The sequence below is a fragment of the Streptomyces roseicoloratus genome (assembly GCF_004117935.1).
Classification (GTDB): Bacteria; Actinomycetota; Actinomycetes; order Streptomycetales; family Streptomycetaceae; genus Streptomyces; species Streptomyces roseicoloratus.
This window is the reverse complement of the sequence record NZ_SDOY01000131.1, coordinates 21803-39992: the sequence shown is the minus strand read 5'-3', so window position 1 is coordinate 39992 and position 18190 is coordinate 21803. Positions and strand designations below refer to the sequence as shown.

The following is an 18190-nucleotide window of genomic DNA, read 5'->3' as shown; positions in this document are numbered from 1 at the left end:
GGGAGCCTGCTTCCCCCGGGCCAGGGGGACGGGCGCCGTCCTCGGCTTACGGGTGGCCGGACACGCTCGCGGCCAGGGCGGCCACGGTGTCCGGGCCCACGCGGCAGCAGCCGCCGATCAGGCGGGCCCCGGAGGCGCGCCACCCGGCGGTGGTGGCGGGCGCGAAGGTCGTGCCGCCGTGCCAGCGCCGGGTGCCCGCGTCCCAGCGCTCCCCGCTGTTGGGGTAGACGACGACCGGCTTGCCGGACACCGCGGCCGCGACCTCCGCGGCGTGCCCGGCGTCGGCCGGGTCGCAGCAGTTGACGCCCACCGCGACCACCTGGTCGAGCCCCGCGACGAGCCCGAAGGCGTCCTCGAGCCGCTGGCCGGCCCGGGTGTGCGCGCCGTCCACGGTGTACGAGAGCCAGACCGGCACCGCCCCGGACCGGCCGGCGGCCCGCAGCAGCGCCTCGGCCTCGTAGGCGTCCGGAACCGTCTCCAGGGCGAGGACGTCGGCCCCGGACTCGGCCAGGACCTCGATGCGGGGCCGGTGGAAGCGTTCGAGCTCGGCGACCGACATCCCGTAGCGACCGCGGTACTCGCTGCCGTCGGCGAGCATCGCCCCGTACGGCCCGACGGAGGCAGCGACCCAGATCTCCCGCTCCGTCCGCTCCCCCGCCGCCCGCGCGAGCTCCACGCTGCGGAGCAGGAGCCGTGCCGTCTCCGCGCGCGCGACGCCGCGCCGGGCGAAGCCTTCGAAGGTGGCCTGGTAGCTGGACGTGATGAGGACCTGGGCCCCGGCGCGTACGTAAGCGGCGTGCGCCGCCTCGATCTGCTCGGGCGCGTCGGCGAGCAGCCGCGCGGACCACAGCGCGTCGGACAGGTCGCAGCCCTGGGCCTCCAGCTGGTTGGAGAGGCCTCCGTCGAGGACGAGCGCCCCTTCGCGGAGGGCGGCGGCGAGCGAACGGTCCGGTTTCATCGGTCACCCCTGCTGCGAACGGTCGAACGGTCGAACGGTCCTGCGCTGCGCGATCCCGGCGGCTGCGGGCCCGCGGTCCCCCAGTCCTTCGGTCCTACAGTCCTCGGTCTCTCGTTCCTGCGGTCCTGCGGTCCTGCGGTCCGCGGCCCCTCGGTCCCTCGGCCTGCGGTCTTTCGGGTCCGCGCGGAGATCGTCTCTCCTCTCTGCACGGTACCTCCCCGCCTTGTCCCTACCCCGGGCGACGGCTCAGACCACCGTGATCGCGGTGAGCAGGAGTCCTTCCTGGGCGAGCCAGCGTCCTTCGAGCCGGTCGGGCAGGGCGGCGGACGGCGACGGGGCGGGGCGCAGGATGCGGGCGGTGAAGCCGCCCCCGAGGCCGCGGCGGCCGCCGCCGCCGTCCCCACGGCGGTCCAGGGTGAAGGTGAGGGCCGCGTCCTCGAAGGCGAGGCGCTGACCGGTCCAGGGGTACCAGGACTTGTACACGGACTCCTTCGCGCTGAACAGCAGCCGGTCCCAGCGCACTTCGGGTTCCGTCCGCGCCCGCTCGCGGAGGTGGCGGTGCTCGCCGGGCAGGGCGATGACCTCGAGGACGCCGTCGGGCACGGGCGCGTTCGGTTCGGCGTCGATGCCCAGGGCGGTGACGGCGGCCGAGCGGGCGGCGACGGCCGCGCGGAAGCCCGCGCAATGGGTGATGCTGCCGAGGGTGCCCTCGGGCCAGATCGGCGCGCCGTGCGGGCCGGGCAGCAGCGCGGCGGCGGGCGCGCCCAGGCCCGCCAGGGCCTGCCGGGCGCACCATCGGGCGGTGGTGAACTCGCGGCGCCGGGCGTCCACGGCCCTCGCGATCAGCGCGGCCTCCTCGGGGTGGAGGTCGCCCGGCTCGGCGACGTCCTCGAAGGCGTGCACGGCGACGACGCCGTCCGGCACCAGGCGTCCGATCACGCGCCCTCCCCCGGCGCGCCCCGCTCCCCCGGCGCGCCCCGCTCCTCGGGCTCGAGGCGCTCGTCGGGCTTCGGCTCGTCGGTCCCGGCCTCCTCGGGCAGGATGCGGCGGAGGCCGACCGCCGGGTGGCGGGGCCGGCTCCACTCGCGCGGGTAGCCGACCGACACCTCCTCGAAGCGCACCCCGTCGTGCCAGGTCGTCCGGGGAATGTGCAGGTGGCCGTAGACGACCGTGCGGGCGCGGAAGCGCAGGTGCCAGTCCGCGGTCCGCTCCGTGCCGCACCACTGCGCGAAGTCCGGGTAGCGCAGGATCCGGGTGGGCTCGCGGACGAGCGGGTAGTGGTTGACGAGCACCGTCGGCAGCTCCGGGTCGCATTCTTCGAGGCGCTTCTCGGTGAGCGCGACGCGGGCCTCGCACCAGGCCTCGCGGCTGGGGTACGGGTCGGGGTGGAGGAAGAACTCGTCGGTGCAGACGATGCCGTTCTCCTCGGCGCGGGCGAGGGACTCCTCCTTGGTGGTGACGCCGGGCACGCGGAACGAGTAGTCGTACAGCACGAAGAGCGGCGCCACCGTGACCGGACCGCCCGCGCCGTGCCACACGGGGTACGGGTCCTCCGGCGTCAGGACGCCGAGGCGGCGGCACAGGGCGACCAGGTGCTCGTACCGCGCCTGGCCGCGCAGCTGGACCGGGTCCTCCTTCGGCGTCCACAGCTCGTGGTTGCCGGGTGTCCACACCACCCGCGCGAAGCGCTCGCTCAGCAGCGACAGGGCCCACTCGATGTCCTCGGACATCTCGCCGACGTCGCCGGCGACGAGCAGCCAGTCGTCGTCGGTCGTGGGTCGCAGCGACTCCACGATCGCCCGGTTCTGCCGGTAGGCGACGTGCAGGTCGCTGATGGCCAGCAGGCGGCCCTTGCTCTCGGTCGTGCCGTCGGTCATGCCGCGTTTCCTGTCTTCGGGTCGGTCGGTCCCGGCGCGGCGGGAGGGCGCGCCGGACGGACGTGGCCACGGGCGCGTGGCCACGGGTGCGCGCCCGTCCCACCGGAAGCCCGCCACCGGCGGTGCCGTCGATGAGGGACGGTCCCTTCAGGTCGACCGTACCTTCCCGGAGCCCGCCCCAACTGGCGGTGCCCGGAAGCGGGTTCGCCCCGGCGGGCGGCGGCGCGGCGCAGGGCGCCGGCACGGACGTCCGCCGGTGACACGGACGCCCCGGTCACGACGTGACCGGGGCGTCGGGCTGGTCGGCGGGTCTCAGCGACGCCGCTGGTAGGCGTCGCCTGCCGTGGGCATCGAGGAGTGCACGGACAGGGAGTTGTAGGACACACGGTCCTCATGTGCCTGAATACGAGCCTGCTCCTCGATGCGCAGCCCCTCCGCCGTCTCCGTCCGCCGCCCGTTGCGGCGCATGAGCGTGACGATGAGCAGCAGGCACGCGCCACCCAGAACCCCGAAAAACCAGACGAAAGCCATGACGTCCTCCCCCGTATCACTATGACGCACAGATGTGCGACCCCATGGGTCCTGGCCGGGTCATGCCCGGCCGACCGGAGCACTAACCATGATCGCCTCGGACAGCTCCTCGGAACCATCGGCCCACCCGCGCGCCGGCCACCCGGTCGGGCAGCGAGACCGGCGGAGAGGCGGGCTGGAGGCCGGGTCCGTACCCCGCCCATGGTGCCGTTGCCGCCGCCGGGTGATCGACGGCCGCCGCGAGCCTGACCGGGCGCCCGTCGGCGCAGCCCGCGTCTCAGTCCTCCGCGAACCAGGGCCGCCCCTCGGCCCAGTGGGCCGCCCACCCCGCGAACCCGGGCGTGCCCGGCATCAGGCAGGTGCCCGGCCGGGTGCCGAAGGGGATCGCGGCGCAGTCGTCGATCAGCCAGACGTGCCCGCGCTGCGGCCCGGTGACGACGAGGTGCCAGTACATGCCGCACCCGTCGGTGCCCAGCAGCAGCGAGCCACGGTCGTACACGGCGTCCATCCGTGCTTCCAGCTCCGCCTCGCCCTCGGTCTCCCCCTCGTCCTCCTCCCAAAGCCACGCCTCCGTGAGCGGGAACGGCTCGGCGAGCGGCCGCTCGGGGCGGCCCGCACCCCAGTCGTCGGGTATGTCCCCGTGGGGCAGCAGACCGCAGAAGGGCGGACCCGCGCGCAGCCCGTCGCAGACCTCCGCGACGAACGTGCGGTACGGCTCGGGAAGCACGACGCCGTGCTCCGCCTCGAAGGCCCGCACCGTCTCCCAGCCGGCCGGCGGCAGCGCCTCGGGACGGGAGGCGAAGACCTCGCGGAGGACGGCGAGCTCCGCCGGGTCACAGGTTTCCGTGTACATGTCGCACATCATCCCGGATCCGTTCCGGCCCATGCCGTCGAGAAGGAAGCCGCCGGTCATCCTGCGGCAAGGCGTGGCCGCTCAGCGCCCGAACGGACCGAGGACTCCCGGCGACCGAGGACTCCCGGCAACCGTGCGACCGGTGATCCCGCCCTTCCTCGCCCCCCGCGTCAACCGTTTCGTCAGCGGACGATCTCCACCGGCTCGGTCGGGTGAATATCCGACCCTGTGGCGGGCCGCGGCCCCGTGGGCCAGTGACCAGGGGCGGGCGGGGGTCGTTGGCTGGGGCGGAGCCGGACCGCCCGGCCCGCGCGCCGGCGGCCGTTGCCGGTGCGTCGTTCTCTCTGACGGCCCTTCCCGCACCGAAGGGCCCGGGCCGAGGAGGCCGCCATGTCCCAGGAAGCCGCGCAGGAACAGCCCGTACAGCCGTCGGGCGGCGCCCCGAAGGGGCTGCTGCAGCAGATGGAGGAACTCATGGCAGCCCTGACCGCCGACCTGTCCCAGCTCGACGCCGAACTCCAGTCCTCCACCCCCTCCCGCCCGGCGTCCCACCACGACGACACCCCCGCCTAGGCTCCGCCCTGGCGATCCCGCGACGTCAGTACGCTCCCTGGAGAGCCGGGACCTGAGTCCGCAGGTCGGCGAGCAACGGGCAGGGCCGCTTCGCGGGTCGAGTACGACGCCTCAGCGAACATGGCGTACATCTCCCTCGTCGACGGCATCGCCCCAGGCGAGGCCGTCCGGCAGGTGTCCGCCGAGGACGGCGCGGCGGTACTCGGCTGCGACGCACACGGACGGCTTCTGGGCATCGAGCTCTTCAGCGCCGGGGCGCCGGTTGCACCCGGAGCTGCCGGCCGGCGCCCCGGCTGGGATCCGCGCCAGGAGAAGTCCCCCTATCTGTATCTGCGCGCGGCGCCGCAGACGGTGCGCGCCTGGCGCGGGACGCCCGAACTGCGCGGCCGGGTCGTCATGCGCGACGGGGCATGGGTGGCCGGCACCTCCTAACGGCCCGCGGTCGGGCCCGCTCGGCCGCGGGTCCGGTCGGGAGGGCGGTCGCGGTCGCGGACGGCGAGACGGCGGAGCATCGCGCGGACCCGGTCACCGGCCTCGTCAGCGGCGTCGATGGCCTCGATGCACTGCCAGTAGAGCCCCTCGTCGTCGGTGGCACAGGCCACGCCCACCAGGGCGATGCCCACCTCCCCGAGGAGCGCGCCCAGAGCGGTCAGTGCCACTCGCGCGTCCCCGACGCCGGTCAGCTGCGCGGCGCGTGGACCGCCCGCACGCAGTGCCGGGTGGTCGACCGCGCCCCGTCCGCCGACCGTCTCGCTCAGTCCTCGTGCCTCGCTCCGCAGCTCCAGCGGGCCGCACAGCGCGAGATGACTGCCTATCGCCTGGGCGAGGGCCTGGGCCTGCCAGGCCTCCGCCACGATGTCCCACGCCACACGACTCTCGGCCAGCGCATGCCGACCTGTCGCGATCAATCGCTCCGCTTCCATCAACGCCGCCCCCGTTCCCCGGACTTACCGTGCTTCCCGCTCACTCATTCCATTACCCAGCGTGAGGCCGACTGAGCCCAAACACCAGAGGAATTCGGAAATCTGTGGACAGGAAGCCCGATGGGGAAAACTCGATCACTCCGAAGAGTGACGATCATGGTCGCCGGCGTCCTCTGCGCGGTCTCCGCGCACCGGGAAACGGAGTTCGTTGCGGTCGATCTTGGCCGAGAGCGCCGCCAGCGGGTCGATCCCCAACACCTCGCAGAACTGCAGCAGATAGGCCAGGACGTCGGCCACCTCGTCGGTGACCCGGTGCGCCCGGTCCGGGTCCGCCATCACCGCGGCCGCTTCCTCCGGCGTCAACCACTGGAAGATCTCCAGGAGTTCGGCGGCCTCGACGCTCAGCGCCGCGGCCAGGTTCTTCGGCGTGTGATAGGGCTGCCAGTCGCGGGCGGCGGCGAAGGCCGCGAGGCGGCGCTGCAGGCCGGGTACGTCATGTTCGGTCACGCACCAGGTCTACCACCGAGATCACCGCCGGGTCCCCCGCACCTGCCGGTGACGTCGTCGGCCCCGGCGGGCCGGCCGCTTCCCCCGCCCCCGGAGCGGGCTCCGCCCGCGACGCGGCCTCCGCCTCCCCCACCCCTGCCACCGTCGCGTCCGCCGGGAGTGCGGTGCCCTCCCCCACCGTGCCCACGAGGCGCAGGTGGCCGCCGGCGCAGATCTCCGTCGCCAGGGTCAGCAGCGCTCGCGTCTGCCCGCCGTCCAGGTCGCGGTCCAGGCCGTCGGCGAGGACGGTGAGGGTCTGCATGGCCTGCGGCACCTCGGCGACCGGGTCCATCGCGAGCACCCCCGGCCCGGTGAGCAGGACGAGTCCGAAGGCGAGGGAGCGCAGTTCGCCGTCGCCGAGGCGGCTCAGCGGCGTGGCCGGGGCCGCGCCGCGCTGGGCGCGCTCGAGGACGGCCTGGACGAGCGAGCCGTCGGCCATCTCCCGTAAGCCGACGGCCGTCACCGGTCCCGCGCAGGCGGCGGCCGCGAGTGCCGTGAGGCGGGCGTGCCGGCGGGTGCATTCGTGGGCCGTGCGGTGCAGCACCTCGGCGAGGTTGCGGCAGTCGCGCCGCAGCCGGCCCGCGCCCACCGGCACGGGCGCGCGCATGCGGCGCGGCCGCGGGTCGCAGGGGAAGACCGAGCGCAGCCCGACGACGACCTGTTCGGCGGCGGCGAGGACGTCCCGTTGTCCCTGCGTCTTGCCGGCGACGCGCAACGGGAGCAGGGCGGTGCCGAGCAGGTCGTCGGGGAACGGGGCCCGGGTGACGGGCGTGCTGCCCGCGGTGTGCCATTCGGCGTGGACGGTGCCCCGGCCGGGGTCGCGCAGGGCCGTGGTGAGGAGGGTGCGGCCCTGGCCGGTGAGACGTTCGCCGACGATCCGCAGGGCGGGTTCGACCTGGACGGCGAGGTCGAGGTGGACCGGGCCCGCGGGGCCGTCGACGGTGCAGCCGATCCGGAAGCCGCGCCTGCCCTGCGCGTCGGGCCGGGCGCGTTCCGGCACCAGGTCGGCCGCGTCGGGCAGCGCTTCGGCGAGGCCCGCGCCCGCGCCGAGCGTGGCCAGGAGCTCGTACGCGCGCAGGGCGGTGGACTTGCCGCTGCCGCTCGGTCCCCGGAGCAGGGTCACGGGCCCGAGCGGGACCACGGTTCCGCGGTGCGGGCCGAAGGCGGAGAGGCGCAGTTCGGTGACGGCGGGCCGGGCCGCCGTCACCGGCACACGACCGCCCCCGCCGCGCGCGGCTGGTGCCGACGCGGCGAAGGCCGACGTGTCGGAGCCGCGCGCGCCGGAGGCCCGCGCGCCGGAGGCCGACGTGTCGGAGCCCCGCGCGCCGGAGGCCCGCGCGGCGGCCGTCGGCGCCCCGGTCACGGGCAGCGGCCCGCGCCGGGACGGTGACTCGACGGCGGGGACGGGACGCGGGCCGGGTGTGCGGGTCGCTGCGGGCAGCGGACCGGTGGTGGACGCGGGCGAGGGGCCCAGCGTCCGCCCCTGCGTGGCATCGGGGCCCGGGGGCCGGCCCTGCGCGGCATCCGGACCCACGGGCCGGCCCTGCGCGCCGTCGCGGCTCAGGGGTCGTCCGTGGACGGGCGCGGGGACCCGTGCCCGTCCCTGGGACGGGACGGTCCCGGGCGCCGCCGGGTCGGCCGCGGTGCCGGTCACGCCGCCGGCCGCGCCGCCGGCCCTTCGGCCGGGGCGGTAGGGGCCGTCGGAGCCATACGCGTCGTCAGCGCCTTCGCACGCGGCGTCAGGGCCGTACGGGCCGTCGGAAGTACGAGTACGCCCGGGACCGTACGCGGCGTCAGGGCCGTACGGGCCGTCGGAAGTACGGGTACGCCCGGGACCGTACGCGGTGTCGGGGTCGTGCGTGCGGTCGGATGCGGTGCCGCCGGTGGTGGTCATGTCCGGACGGTACGCAGCCGTCCGGACGACGAACCGTTACGGCTGAACGACCTTCCTACGAACGAGGGATCGCACCCTCGTCGGCATGCTCGCCGTCCTCGGCGTTCTCGTCAGCGGAGCCTTCGACCTCGGTGCCGGCCGGTGCGAGGAGGAAGACGTTGCGGTCGACGCGGTGCATGCCGCTGCCGAGTCCGAAGACGACGCCGCTGCTGAAGTCGAGGATGCGCTTGGCGACGTCGGCGTCCGCGCTCGTGAGGTCGAGGAGCACGGGGATCTGGGCGATGAGGTACTCGGCGACCTCGCGGGCGTCGGCGAAGACCTGGACCCGCAGCACGACCATGCGGCGCTGCGCGGCGGCCTCGTACCGGTCGGGGATGGTGGGATGGTCCACCCTGGACGGCCATTCGTCCCGGCCGCGCAGGGGCACGACCTGTGCCAGGCCCTCCCACTGCTCGTCGGTGACGTCGTACCTCTCGTACCTACTCATGCGCCCCATCCTCCCGCCCCTCACCCGTTCGGCCCAACACCGACACGAACCGTCTCCGGCCCGGACGGCGATTCTCGCGCGTCCGGGCCGGTTCGCCGAGGTCAGGGGCAGCTGAGGCGGGTGTCGCCCGGGTCGGTCGTGCAGGTGTCGGAGCCGTAGCCGCCGTTGGCGGAGTCGTTGCCGGTGACCCCGTCGGTCGTGGTGAGGCGGTCGTTGCCGTAGGAGCCGTTCAGGGTGTCGTTGCCCTGGTCTCCGTGGAGGGTGTCGTCGCCGAAGCCTCCGTCGACGTTGTCGTTGCCGAAGCCTCCGTGGACCGTGTCGTTGCCGTAGTTGGCGCGGATGGTGTCGTTGCCGCCGAGGCCGCAGATGACGTCGTTGCCGAAGCCTCCGTTCAGGGTGTCGGCGCCGCTCGTGCCGATGACGGTGCAGCCGCGCGCGTTGTTCACGGAGGTGGTCGCGGTGGCGGTGTTGTCGGAGGCGTTCGGGTCCTGCGGGCTGCCGCTCGCGGTGGCCCTGTCGGTGAGGGTGCCGGTGGCGCGGGGTTCGGCGGTCACCGTGACCGTGGCGCTCGCGCCGGCGGCGAGCGAGCCGAGGGCGCAGGTGGCGCTGGTGCCGGTGGTGGTGCAGCTGCCCTGGCTCGGGGTGGCGGACACCAGGGTGACGCCGGCGCCGGAGAGGGTGTCGGTCAGGGTGACGCCGGTGGCGGTGGCGGTGGAGCTCGCGGAGTTGGTGACGGTCACCGTGTACGTGGCGCGGTCGCCGATGCTCACGGTGGCGCTGCCGGTCTTGCGCACCGTCAGATCGGCCTGGGGCGTGGGCGGCGGGGTGCTGCCGCCGCCTTCGTAGCGGGCGAGGGCGAAGGCGAAGCCGGCGCCGTATCCGGCGGCGACGATCCTGCCGTCCGGCTGTACGAGGACGGCGCGCGCCTCGTCGAAGTCGCCGAAGCCGGTCACGGCGAAGCCGTCGCCGGCGAATCCGGTGTCCGGGGTGCCGTTCGGGGTGAAGCGGGCGACGCCGAAGTCGTTGGACTCGGTGCTGTTCGGGTCGTCGGCGAGTCCGGCGACGACGATCTTGCCGTCGGTCTGGAGCGCCAGGGCGTTGGCCGATCCGCGGTCGCCGGGGAACGCGACGGAGGTACGGCCGCCGGTGCCGAAGCCCGTGTCCGGGCTGCCGTCGGCGAGGTAGCGGAGCAGGGCGACGCCGGAGCCGCCGGCGCCGGCGGCCACGATCCGGCCGTCCGGCTGGACGGCCACGGCGTTGCCGAACTCGGTGCCGCCGAAGTCGGCGGTGACCGTGCCGTCCCCGCTGAAGGTGGTGTCGAGGGTGCCGTCGGTGGTGTAGCGGGCCAGACCGATGTCGAAGGCGGTGTTGCCGACGTAGCCGACGGAGACGACCTTGCCGTCGGGCTGGACGGCGAGGCCGCGGGCGATGCCGCCCGCGTCCTGCGGAGAGGCGGGCGTGAAGCCGGCGACCACGGCGCCGTCGCCGCCGAGGGTGGTGTCGAGGCTGCCGTCGGCGCCGTTCAGCCGGACCAGGGCGAAACCGCCGCCACCGCCCTTGCCGGCGGCGACGATCCGGCCGTCGGGCAGCAGCGCCACGTCGGCGCCGTCGGCGGAGCCGCCGAACTCCTCGATCCGGACGAGTCCTCCGTCGCCGAAGCCGGTGTCGGGGCTGCCGTCGGCGTGATACCGCGCCACGGAGAAGAAGCAGCAGCCGCCGCCCTCGTCGACGACCTCGGTGGTGCCGACGACGACGATCTTGCCGTCGGGCTGGACGGCGACCCCGTTCGCCGAGTGGCTGCCGCCGCCGAAGTCGCTGGTCGCGATGCCGTCCCCGCCGCCGAAACCGCCGTCGAGGCCGCCGTCCGCGTCGTAGCGGGCGAGGGTGAAGCCGGCCTCGCTGGTGCCGGCCACGACCAGTCTGCCGTCGGACTGCCGGGCGATGTCGCGGCCTTCCGCGAATCCGGTCACGGGCGTCGTGACCCGTCCGTCGGTCCCGAACTCCGGGTCCAGGTCCCCGGGCGCGGCCAACGCGGTGCCGGGCAGGGCGAGGGCGGCCGCCAGCCCGAGCGCGACCAGGGCCGTGGCCCTGCCGCCCGGTCCGCGGCGCCGCCACGCCGGTCTGAGGTGTGCGTGAGCGGTCATGCGAGGAGGAACCTCCGTGTCCACGGCGTACGGGAAGGGGCACAGCACCCACACCTTCCGGTCCCCCTCCGACTCCGCCCCTCGGGCCGTGCCGCCCTGCGTCCCACTGGCCGCGCCGGATCCACCCGGCAGAGGGAGCGCGCGAAGCCCGGCGCGGGCGCCCGCGCGAGGCACGCGCCCGCGTCCTCGTGAGACGCGCGCCGGCGCCCGCGCGAGGCACGCGCCCGCGCCCTCGTCCCCTACGGAAGTCGCTCCCTCTCAGAGGGCGGTTCGTGATCTGATGTCCGTTTCCCGGTGAGGTTGGGGCAGGACCGCTGGTCGCGGGGCTCGGTCGGCTATTGCTTCCTGGCGAAGCTGCCCGTGTCGATCTCGGTGAGGATGCCGAGCTTGACCAGGCGTTTCAGCTTGGCGGGTGCCCTCGATGTTCTTCGGCAGCAGTTCGTGATCGAGGGCTTCGCAGACGTCCCGGGCCCGTTGGGGTCCGGTCGCATCGGCTACATGACCAGCTCAGGCTTGACGAAAGACATGGGGGCACCCCCTTTGATCACGCCGGTGTGCCCAGGTGCATGATGTGCCTGGACATAGGGGGACGCATGACGCAGACCACGCCGCCGACATGGGGGCTGACACCGCCGGGGGCTCCTGGGAATCCGGGTGTGCCGCCGCAGGGGTTCATGCCCGTGCGGCCTCCGGACGGCGGGAACGCTGCGGTGTTCACCGTCGGGGCTGTGGCAATCGGGGCTGAGGCCGTGATCGCCGCGCTGGTCGCCGTCCTGTACAGCTTGCAGTCCGAGTCCCACGGAGGCGAAGGCGGCCTGGGATGGCTGTTCGGCGCCATATTCGCGCTCGTGCTGCTGGCAGTCATTTCGATGATCGCAGGGCTGGCCGGTTCGGCGATGGCGGTGCTTCCCCTCGTCCTCCTCGGGCGTGCGGTGGCCCGCCGTACGGGGCGGCGCGACAGCTGGCAGCTCACCCTGGCCACTGTGGCGGTCGTTGCCGCCGCCCTGGCGCTGCTCATCGGCTCCTGCATGCTCCTGGCCGGCTTCGACGGCCCCGGCGACCTGCTCGTTTATCCCGTCCTTGCCCTCAGCCTCATCGTCGGGCTGGCACCCGCGACCCTGTGCGCTCGGGCGGCGGGGAACCCCGGAAAGCCCGGGGCCCGATGGCGGGTGCTCGGGGGCGTGGCGCTGGGCGGTCTGGGGCTGCTCGCGGTGACGCTTGCGGTCGGGGTCGCGGCGTACGGCTCGGGGATCCTCAAGATCTACAAACCGCCCCGGCTCGCTGAAGCCGACATGGTCGGCACCTGGACGGACGGCGACGGCGGAAGCCTCCGCTTCGAGGCGGACGGCACGGTGACGGCGAAGGGCGTCAACGAGTACGAGGCCACGGGTGAGCAGTCCGGTGCCTCCAACTGCACCGGGAAATGGCAGTTGACCGAGAACGACGGTGTCGGTCGGCCGTACGAGCTCAGCATCGTGGACTGCGAGGGCCTGTCCTTCGGCTGGGACATCGGCGGTACGGAGGAACACCCGACGGTCTTCACCTGGATCGGCGAGCCGGATTCGGGTGAGCGGTACATCCTTACGCGGCAGCGGTAAGCCATCCGGTGCCGAGGTCTCGGGCCCGGCCGGGTGCAGGTGTGCGGTCATGCCTCCCTCGATCCGTGGCCTCCACCGCCACATGGGTCCCAGCCGACTGCCCCGAAGCTACGCCGTAAGCACCACGCAGTACGCCAGGAACATGGGAAACGATCTCCACCAACGTGGGATGGCCCTAGGCGCTGTCCGGCGGATCATGACGATGGCAGAGTGTGTCCGTGAGTTACAGCATCTTCCTGCTCCGGTTCGTAGACAGCGAGGTTGTCGCGTTGGACGCCGAACAGTTTCGGCATGTGACGGAGCCGTACGTAGTGGCGGGCGGTCCGGAGGAGGGCTTCTCCCAGCTCCGTGCAGAGGACGGGGGCGAGGCGGACCTGTATCACGAGTCCCACGGCGAAAGCGGGATGCCGTGCGTGACGGCGACGCACTTTGCCCGTGGCGCGATGCTCGGCGTTCTCGCCCGGCTGGCCGCAGCCCTCGGAGCCTCCATCGTTCCCCAGGACGGTGCAGCACTAATCTTCCACGAAACGGAGCGTCGTCACCTTCCTGCGGAGCTTCAGGGAAGCGCGGTTGTCATAGCTCCCACGGAGGACGCGTTGCAGGCGGCATTCGACGCGCGCTGAGCGTTTCCGCCCCTCCATGCCGTCCTCCGGATCACGGGCGGAGCCATAGTCGGATGGTTGCTGCGGTGACGGTTCCGTGGAAGACGTAGGCCCGTTTGTCGTAACGGGTCGCGACGGCACGGGAGTTCTTGAGCCGGTTGATAGTCCGTTCGACCTCGTTGCGACGCCGATAGTGCTCACGGTCGAAGCGTGTTGGTCTACCGCCCTGGCTGCCCCGTCGCTGGCGGTTGGCTCGCTGGTCCTTCGGCTCCGGGATGGTGTGCTTGATGCGGCGTCCTCGCAGGTAGCTGCGATTACGGCGGGAGCTGTATGCCTTGTCGCCGCTCACGTGGTCGGGCCGGGTACGCCGCCGTCCACCCAGCGGTCGTGGAACGCGGATCCGGTTCAGGACCTCGATCATCTGCGGGGCGTCACCCCACTGGCCCGGCGTGATCAACAGAGCCAGGGGGCGACAGCCGCCCTCGCCAGCGAGGTGAATCTTGCACGTCAGGCCGCCCCGGGACCGCCCAAGACCCTCATCGGGGCGGTGGTGCCGGGGCGTCGTTCTTTTTTCGGGATCCGCGGCCTGGACTTGCGGGCTCCGGCCGCGTGTTGGTGAGCACGACAGGACGTTGAGTCGACACCGACCATGCCCCAGTCGAGGCGGCCCGCCAGATCGGCGTCAGCCTGGACCGCTTGAAGTATCCGGTCCCACCTTCCGTCCGCCGACCAGCGGCGATGCCGTTCATAAACGGTCTTCCAGGAGCCGTAGCGTTCCGGCAGATCACGCCACGGGATCCCGGTCCGAACTCGGAACAGAATCCCGTTGATCACCCTGCGGTGATTGCTCCAGCGGCCGCCACGCTGCCCCGACGCCGGCAGGTGCGGCTCCAACCGGTCCCACTCGGCATTCGTCAGATCGCCCCGCCCCATACCGGGAACAACGATCCGGTAATACGACAGTCACGTGATCCGCCGGACACTGCCTAGGGCCTGTCGTTCGGATCACCGGGCAGACCAGAGAAAGATGCCCGCGACGTGGAGTCCGGCCAGGTAGATGGTCGCGGTCTTCTCACAGCGGGTCGCGAGCCCTCGCCACTGTTTCAAGCAGTTGATGCAGCGTTCGACCGTATTCCGCTGTTTGTATGCCTCGCGGTCGAATGCCGGGGGCCTGCCGCCGCGACTTCCGCGACGAAGCCGGTGACCGCGTTGATCGGCCGGGATCGGGATCACCGCGCGGATCGCGCGCCTGCGGAGATGGTCGCGGATCGCGCGTGAGGAGTACGCCTTGTCGGCGAGGACCAGGTCTGGCCTGGTGCGGGGCCGTCCTCGTCGACGCGGAACTCGCAGTCGGGCCATCACCTGAGGGAAGGCCGGCGCATCGCCGGCCTGTCCGGCCGTGAGATAGCAGGCCAGAGGCCGACAGCGGGCATCGGATGCGAGATGGATCTTCGTGGTTAGTCCGCCGCGGGACCGGCCGATGGCGTGGTCGTCGGGCTCGCCGGCCGGGGCCCCTTCTTGCGGGCCCCGGCCGCGTTCTGGTGAGCGCGCACGATGGTGGAGTCGACCGAGACGGCCCAGTTGGGGTCTTCTTCGGCATCGGCCTGCGCGATGAGCGCGGTGAAGACCCGCTCCCACGTGCCGTCGACGGCCCACATCCGCAGCCGGTTGTAGACGCCTCGCCAGTTGCCGTACTTCGCCGGCAGGTGGACCCACTGCGAGCCGGTCTGGAACTTCCAGGCGATCGCGTCGATCACTTCGCGATGGTCTCTCCGCCGGCCCCACGTTTCGGCGTCCGGTCCGGGAGCAACGGCTCGATCCTCGCCCACTGGGCATCAGTCAACTGCACACCCGCACCAACGACGCAGGCAGCACGGCCGTCATGCCTAGTCCCACCAAAACGACCAGCGAGTCCGTCCCACGAGGTCCATCGCGTACTCGGGGAACGGTGTGGGCGGGTCGTCGATGATGTTGTTCGCGGTCGAGAGCACGTGTTCCAAAGCGAGCAGGTTCGCGTGCTCCGCTTCGACGGGCGGCCTCGCGACCGACACGTGCAGCTCGCTGCCGAACACCGCCACGATCCGGGCGCCGAAGCGGTCCTCCCAGCTCCGCAGCAGTGCACACAGCAGAGGCAGCGGTGCCTCCGCAGACCAGCCGATCGACGCCAGAGCATCGCTGCCGCGACGGGCAGGGACAAGCATGAGTCGACACTCGTCCAGCCCGAACCGCCCCGTCTCGATGAACCAAGACAGCAGGCTTGCCGCCGCTTCCTCGGGCTTCGGGTCTGCGGACGCAGCCGGCATCTGCGGTGCCAGGCCCGGCCACTGCTCGAAGGGCGGCCCGGGGTCGTGTGGCCATGGTTCGACTCCCTCAGGCGCTGGGGCCGGTGTCGGGTCCGTCCAGAAGGGCAGCCTCCTGCGCCGGTACTCGGCGAAGTCCGTGGCCAGCACCTCCTCCAGGCGGACGGCATCGACGTGGTCCAGGCCGAGCGGCCTTCCCAGGGCATCGGGCCAGCACAGGAGCGGAACCAGGCGACGGGCTTTCTGCTCGCTCAGCAGGCGAGGCCACAGCTGATCGACGTCTTGAGGAAATTCGTCAGAGACCCACACGCGTGCGGGACCGGAAGACAGGAACCGGCCCGGAGGCAGACCATCGGGCAGGACAAACGACATGGTCGCACCGTAGACCGTGGTGCTGACAGCGCGGCTGCCCGCAGGGCCCAAGGGACGCCTCCGCCATCGGTGATCCAAACGAATCGCCCTAGCTGTAGCAGCTCTGTCACCGCTCGTCAGCGACTTCCGTCGGTGCCCCCCGCAGCCGGCCGTGCAGTTCTTCGATCTGGGTGCGGAGGTCGTCGGCCATGGTCCGGGCGGCGTCCTCCTGAAGGCCGAGCGCGTCGAGGAGGGGCTTGACGTTCACGCTGCCACCGCCTGCGGCTTCGCCGGGTCCCGGCCGGTCGTGGACGCGGGGACCCCGGCGGCCGCGTGGACACTCTGGGTGTCCAGCACCACCAGGGCGGGTCCTCTCATCGGCGGGCCCGTCCACGGGCCTGGCAGCGCAGGAGCTCGTGGATGACCTGGTCGGTTCCGTCGTCCCGCCAGGCGGCGAAGTAGTAGTACGTCGCGCTCTTGGGCGGCAGGTCGTGCCGGAGGCAGGCCCACTGGCGGCCGGTCCGGCCCTGGTAGAGGATCGCGTTGACGATCTCGCGCATCTCGTAGGCGCCCTGATGGCCGCTGACCGAGCGGTGCCGGTACTTCCACCCGGTGATCACCGGCTCGATCAACGCCCACTGCTCGTCCGATAAGTCGCTGGGGTACGGCTTGCGTTCACTCACATCATCACACCAGTAGACGAGCGGCTACGGACCGGCAGATTCCGCCCTGCCCCCACACCATCAGGCGACGACAGAACCTGTCAAAGGCTCACGAACCCGCCTCTCAGACGCCGAGGCGGCGGGTGAGGGGCCGGCGGAGCAGGAGGAGGACCGCGCCGGTCGCCAGGGCCGCGGCGGCGAGGCCGAGGAAGAACCCGGGGCCCGGGACGCGGTCGCCGGAGACCTTCAGGGCGTTGGCGCCGATGCCGCCGCCGAGGGCGCCGGAGAGCCAGAACAGGCCCACCATCTGGCTCACGAAGGTGGCCGGGGCGATCGCCGTGGAGGCGCTCATGCCGACCGGCCCGAAGGAGACCTCACCGGCCGCCAGCAGAAGGAAGGCGACGAGCAGCCACAGCGGCGACACCTGGGCGCCGTCCGCGGCCAGCGTGGCGGCCGAGGCCATCACCAGGTACGCGGTGGCCGTCGCGCCCATGCCGACGGCGTACTTGGCCGCGGTCGACAGCCGGTCGCCCGCCCGGGTCCACAGCCAGGCGAACACCGGCGCGATGATCAGCACGAACAGCGGGATCGCGGACTGGAACCAGCTCGCGGGCAGGGTGCGGCCGAAGACCTCGCGGTCGGTGGAGTGCTTCGCGAACAGCGAGAACGCCGAGCCGGCCTGCAGGAACAGCGCCCAGAACACCGCCGAGACCAGGAACAGCCAGATGTACGTGCGGACCCGGACCCGCTCCACGGCCGTGAGGAGCGGGTTGCGCAGCAGCCGCCAGAAGCAGATCGCCGGCGACGCCACGGCGAGCAGCCCGACGAGGATCATGACGTGCGGCATCCGGAAGGTGCCGAGGGCGATGTCGGTGCCGTACGCGACGACTACCACGGTGACGGCGGCGACCGCGACCCGCAGCACGCGGCTGCGTTCGGCGGGCGTCGCGGCGCGCTCCGGCGCGCGGCCGATCTCGCCGAAGTGCCGGATGCCGCGGGCGTACTGGAGCAGTCCGGCGCCCATGCCGAGGGCGGCGACGCCGAAGCCGAGGTGCCAGTTCACGCCCTCGCCGAGCGCGCCGACGACGAGCGGCGAGATCAGGGCGCTGACCTGGACGCTCATGTAGAAGACGGCGAAGCCGGCGTCGCGGCCGGCGCGGTCCTCGCGGTCGTAGAACGCGGCGAGGAGTCCGGCCATGTTGGGCTTGAGCAGTCCGGTGCCGCCGGCGATGAGCAGCAGACCGGGGTAGACGGAGCCGGTGACCGGCACGGCCATCGACACATGGCCGAGGGCGATCAGCACGCCGCCGTACAGGACGGCGCGCTGGGTGCCGAGGATGCGGTCGCCGATCCAGCCGCCGGGCAGCGAGGAGAGGAAGACGGCCGCCATGTACGCGCCGAACAGGATCCCGGCGTCGCCGGCGGCGAGGCCGAGGCCGCCGCTCGCCGTGTCCTCCGTCGCGTACAGCACGAGGACCGCGGTCATCCCGTAGAAGCTGAAGCGCTCCCAGACGTCGGTGAGGAAGAGCGTGGTGAACCAGCGCGGCCGGCCGAGGAGTCCGGTGCGCCGGGCGGCGTCGCGCGGCTGGGGGGCGGTGCCGGTCTGCCGGTCGCTGCCGGGCTGCTCGGGCCGCGCGTCGGCGGCGGGCGGTCGGATCGGGGCGGCCATGGGTTCCTCCCTGCGGGCGTGCGGCTGTACCGCCGTCGGACGGACGGGGGACGGTCACGGGACTGTCGTGTGACGGTCGGTCGGTCGGTCGTCCGGTGAATCTGGCCGCAGGGGTTCGGGGACGGCTCGAGGATCGCTCGGGAGGAACTGCCGGGCGGCGCGTGACGGCAGGGCGTGGCAGGGGGCGGTGGCCGTCGCGGTGGGAGGAGTGCGCGCGGCGCC

The 18190-nt window shown here is 72.9% G+C and carries 17 protein-coding genes and 3 pseudogenes; 4 read left to right on the top strand and 16 right to left on the bottom strand.

Annotated elements, in window-relative coordinates; translation table 11 throughout:
• Nucleotides 1-46: 46 nt before the first annotated feature.
• The 5 genes from mmuM to ESG85_RS19405 all read right to left on the bottom strand — a co-directional run bounded on the left by mmuM (nt 47) and on the right by ESG85_RS19405 (nt 4231).
• Nucleotides 47-958: a homocysteine S-methyltransferase gene (gene mmuM / locus ESG85_RS19425; RefSeq protein ID WP_128980942.1), complete on the bottom strand. Its 912-nt coding sequence runs from the start codon at nt 956-958 to the stop codon at nt 47-49.
• 246 nt (nt 959-1204) lie between these two features.
• A complete protein-coding gene (locus ESG85_RS19420) occupies nt 1205-1897 on the bottom strand; it encodes a 4'-phosphopantetheinyl transferase family protein (RefSeq protein WP_128980940.1) in 693 nt (230 codons plus the stop codon).
• Nucleotides 1894-2835: a metallophosphoesterase family protein gene (locus tag ESG85_RS19415; protein ID WP_128980938.1), complete on the bottom strand. Its 942-nt coding sequence runs from the start codon at nt 2833-2835 to the stop codon at nt 1894-1896. The genes ESG85_RS19420 and ESG85_RS19415 overlap by 4 nt, the downstream gene beginning before the upstream one ends.
• A gap of 312 nt (nt 2836-3147) precedes the next feature.
• Nucleotides 3148-3366 carry a hypothetical protein gene (locus tag ESG85_RS19410; protein WP_128980936.1) on the bottom strand — a complete coding sequence of 73 codons (219 nt, stop codon included), beginning with the start codon at nt 3364-3366 and terminating at the stop codon, nt 3148-3150.
• A gap of 277 nt (nt 3367-3643) precedes the next feature.
• On the bottom strand, nt 3644-4231 hold the full coding sequence (locus tag ESG85_RS19405) for an SMI1/KNR4 family protein (protein WP_128981178.1): 588 nt from the start codon (nt 4229-4231) through the stop codon (nt 3644-3646).
• A 378-nt stretch (nt 4232-4609) separates the two neighbouring features.
• Between ESG85_RS19405 and ESG85_RS19400 the strand changes: the two genes are divergently transcribed.
• Together ESG85_RS19400 and ESG85_RS36970 are read left to right on the top strand one after the other, a co-directional pair.
• The gene (locus ESG85_RS19400) at nt 4610-4792 is read left to right on the top strand and encodes a hypothetical protein (protein WP_128980934.1); all 183 of its coding nucleotides are present in this window, start codon (nt 4610-4612) and stop codon (nt 4790-4792) included.
• A 291-nt stretch (nt 4793-5083) separates the two neighbouring features.
• A pseudogene (locus tag ESG85_RS36970) lies at nt 5084-5224 on the top strand (pyridoxamine 5'-phosphate oxidase family protein); the annotation flags it as partial.
• On the opposite strand, the gene ESG85_RS19390 reads toward ESG85_RS36970, so the two are convergent.
• The 5 genes from ESG85_RS19390 to ESG85_RS19370 all read right to left on the bottom strand — a co-directional run bounded on the left by ESG85_RS19390 (nt 5221) and on the right by ESG85_RS19370 (nt 10786).
• Nucleotides 5221-5715, bottom strand: coding sequence for a DUF6099 family protein (locus ESG85_RS19390; protein ID WP_181019069.1), 495 nt, complete (start codon nt 5713-5715; stop codon nt 5221-5223). The pseudogene ESG85_RS36970 and the gene ESG85_RS19390 sit on opposite strands and share 4 nt — an antisense overlap.
• A gap of 135 nt (nt 5716-5850) precedes the next feature.
• Nucleotides 5851-6222: a nucleotide pyrophosphohydrolase gene (locus tag ESG85_RS19385; RefSeq protein ID WP_128980932.1), complete on the bottom strand. Its 372-nt coding sequence runs from the start codon at nt 6220-6222 to the stop codon at nt 5851-5853.
• Nucleotides 6209-7474, bottom strand: a complete 1266-nt coding sequence (locus ESG85_RS19380) for an AAA family ATPase (RefSeq protein ID WP_246095175.1) — start codon at nt 7472-7474, stop codon at nt 6209-6211. The genes ESG85_RS19385 and ESG85_RS19380 overlap by 14 nt, the downstream gene beginning before the upstream one ends.
• 736 nt (nt 7475-8210) lie before the next feature.
• Nucleotides 8211-8651, bottom strand: coding sequence for a cell division protein SepF (locus ESG85_RS19375; RefSeq protein WP_374050386.1), 441 nt, complete (start codon nt 8649-8651; stop codon nt 8211-8213).
• A 92-nt stretch (nt 8652-8743) separates the two neighbouring features.
• A complete protein-coding gene (locus ESG85_RS19370) occupies nt 8744-10786 on the bottom strand; it encodes a DUF11 domain-containing protein (protein WP_128980928.1) in 2043 nt (680 codons plus the stop codon).
• 728 nt (nt 10787-11514) lie between these two features.
• On the opposite strand from ESG85_RS19370, the gene ESG85_RS19365 reads away from it, so the two are divergent.
• Nucleotides 11515-12384: a hypothetical protein gene (locus ESG85_RS19365; protein WP_128980926.1), complete on the top strand. Its 870-nt coding sequence runs from the start codon at nt 11515-11517 to the stop codon at nt 12382-12384.
• Nucleotides 12385-12602: 218 nt separating this feature from the next.
• Nucleotides 12603-13007, top strand: coding sequence for a hypothetical protein (locus ESG85_RS19360; protein WP_128980924.1), 405 nt, complete (start codon nt 12603-12605; stop codon nt 13005-13007).
• Nucleotides 13008-13038: 31 nt separating this feature from the next.
• Here ESG85_RS19360 and ESG85_RS19355 read toward each other — a convergent pair.
• The 6 genes and pseudogenes from ESG85_RS19355 to ESG85_RS19335 form a co-directional block, all read right to left on the bottom strand.
• Nucleotides 13039-13919, bottom strand: a protein-coding gene (locus ESG85_RS19355; protein WP_128980922.1) for an IS5 family transposase whose coding sequence is annotated in 2 segments (ribosomal slippage) — nt 13039-13559 and nt 13559-13919 — 882 coding nt in all. Because the reading frame shifts where the segments join, the coding sequence is not laid out codon by codon here.
• A gap of 72 nt (nt 13920-13991) precedes the next feature.
• Nucleotides 13992-14835: pseudogene (locus ESG85_RS19350) on the bottom strand (IS5 family transposase).
• A 37-nt stretch (nt 14836-14872) separates the two neighbouring features.
• Nucleotides 14873-15658 (bottom strand): DUF4253 domain-containing protein, encoded by a 786-nt coding sequence (locus ESG85_RS19345; RefSeq protein ID WP_246095159.1) that lies wholly within the window; start codon nt 15656-15658, stop codon nt 14873-14875.
• Nucleotides 15659-15764: 106 nt separating this feature from the next.
• Complete coding sequence (locus tag ESG85_RS35045; RefSeq protein ID WP_164986277.1) at nt 15765-15905, bottom strand: hypothetical protein; 141 nt, start codon at nt 15903-15905, stop codon at nt 15765-15767.
• A 17-nt stretch (nt 15906-15922) separates the two neighbouring features.
• Nucleotides 15923-16320: pseudogene (locus tag ESG85_RS19340) on the bottom strand (transposase); the annotation flags it as partial.
• Between the two features lie 103 nt (nt 16321-16423).
• Entirely contained in the window at nt 16424-17968 is a 1545-nt protein-coding gene (locus ESG85_RS19335; RefSeq protein ID WP_128980920.1) for a peptide MFS transporter, read from the bottom strand.
• Nucleotides 17969-18190 lie beyond the last annotated feature (222 nt).

Coding starts and splice junctions, on each gene's coding strand:
- ESG85_RS19410 (WP_128980936.1), bottom strand. CDS start 3,366: ATGGCTTTCGTCTGGTTTTTCGGGGTTCTGGGTGGCGCGTGCCTGCTG.
- ESG85_RS19415 (WP_128980938.1), bottom strand. CDS start 2,835: ATGACCGACGGCACGACCGAGAGCAAGGGCCGCCTGCTGGCCATCAGC.
- ESG85_RS19375 (WP_374050386.1), bottom strand. CDS start 8,651: ATGGGGCGCATGAGTAGGTACGAGAGGTACGACGTCACCGACGAGCAG.
- ESG85_RS19400 (WP_128980934.1), top strand. CDS start 4,610: ATGTCCCAGGAAGCCGCGCAGGAACAGCCCGTACAGCCGTCGGGCGGC.
- ESG85_RS19405 (WP_128981178.1), bottom strand. CDS start 4,231: ATGATGTGCGACATGTACACGGAAACCTGTGACCCGGCGGAGCTCGCC.
- ESG85_RS19390 (WP_181019069.1), bottom strand. CDS start 5,715: ATGGAAGCGGAGCGATTGATCGCGACAGGTCGGCATGCGCTGGCCGAG.
- mmuM (WP_128980942.1), bottom strand. CDS start 958: ATGAAACCGGACCGTTCGCTCGCCGCCGCCCTCCGCGAAGGGGCGCTC.
- ESG85_RS19370 (WP_128980928.1), bottom strand. CDS start 10,786: ATGACCGCTCACGCACACCTCAGACCGGCGTGGCGGCGCCGCGGACCG.
- ESG85_RS19335 (WP_128980920.1), bottom strand. CDS start 17,968: ATGGCCGCCCCGATCCGACCGCCCGCCGCCGACGCGCGGCCCGAGCAG.
- ESG85_RS19345 (WP_246095159.1), bottom strand. CDS start 15,658: ATGTCGTTTGTCCTGCCCGATGGTCTGCCTCCGGGCCGGTTCCTGTCT.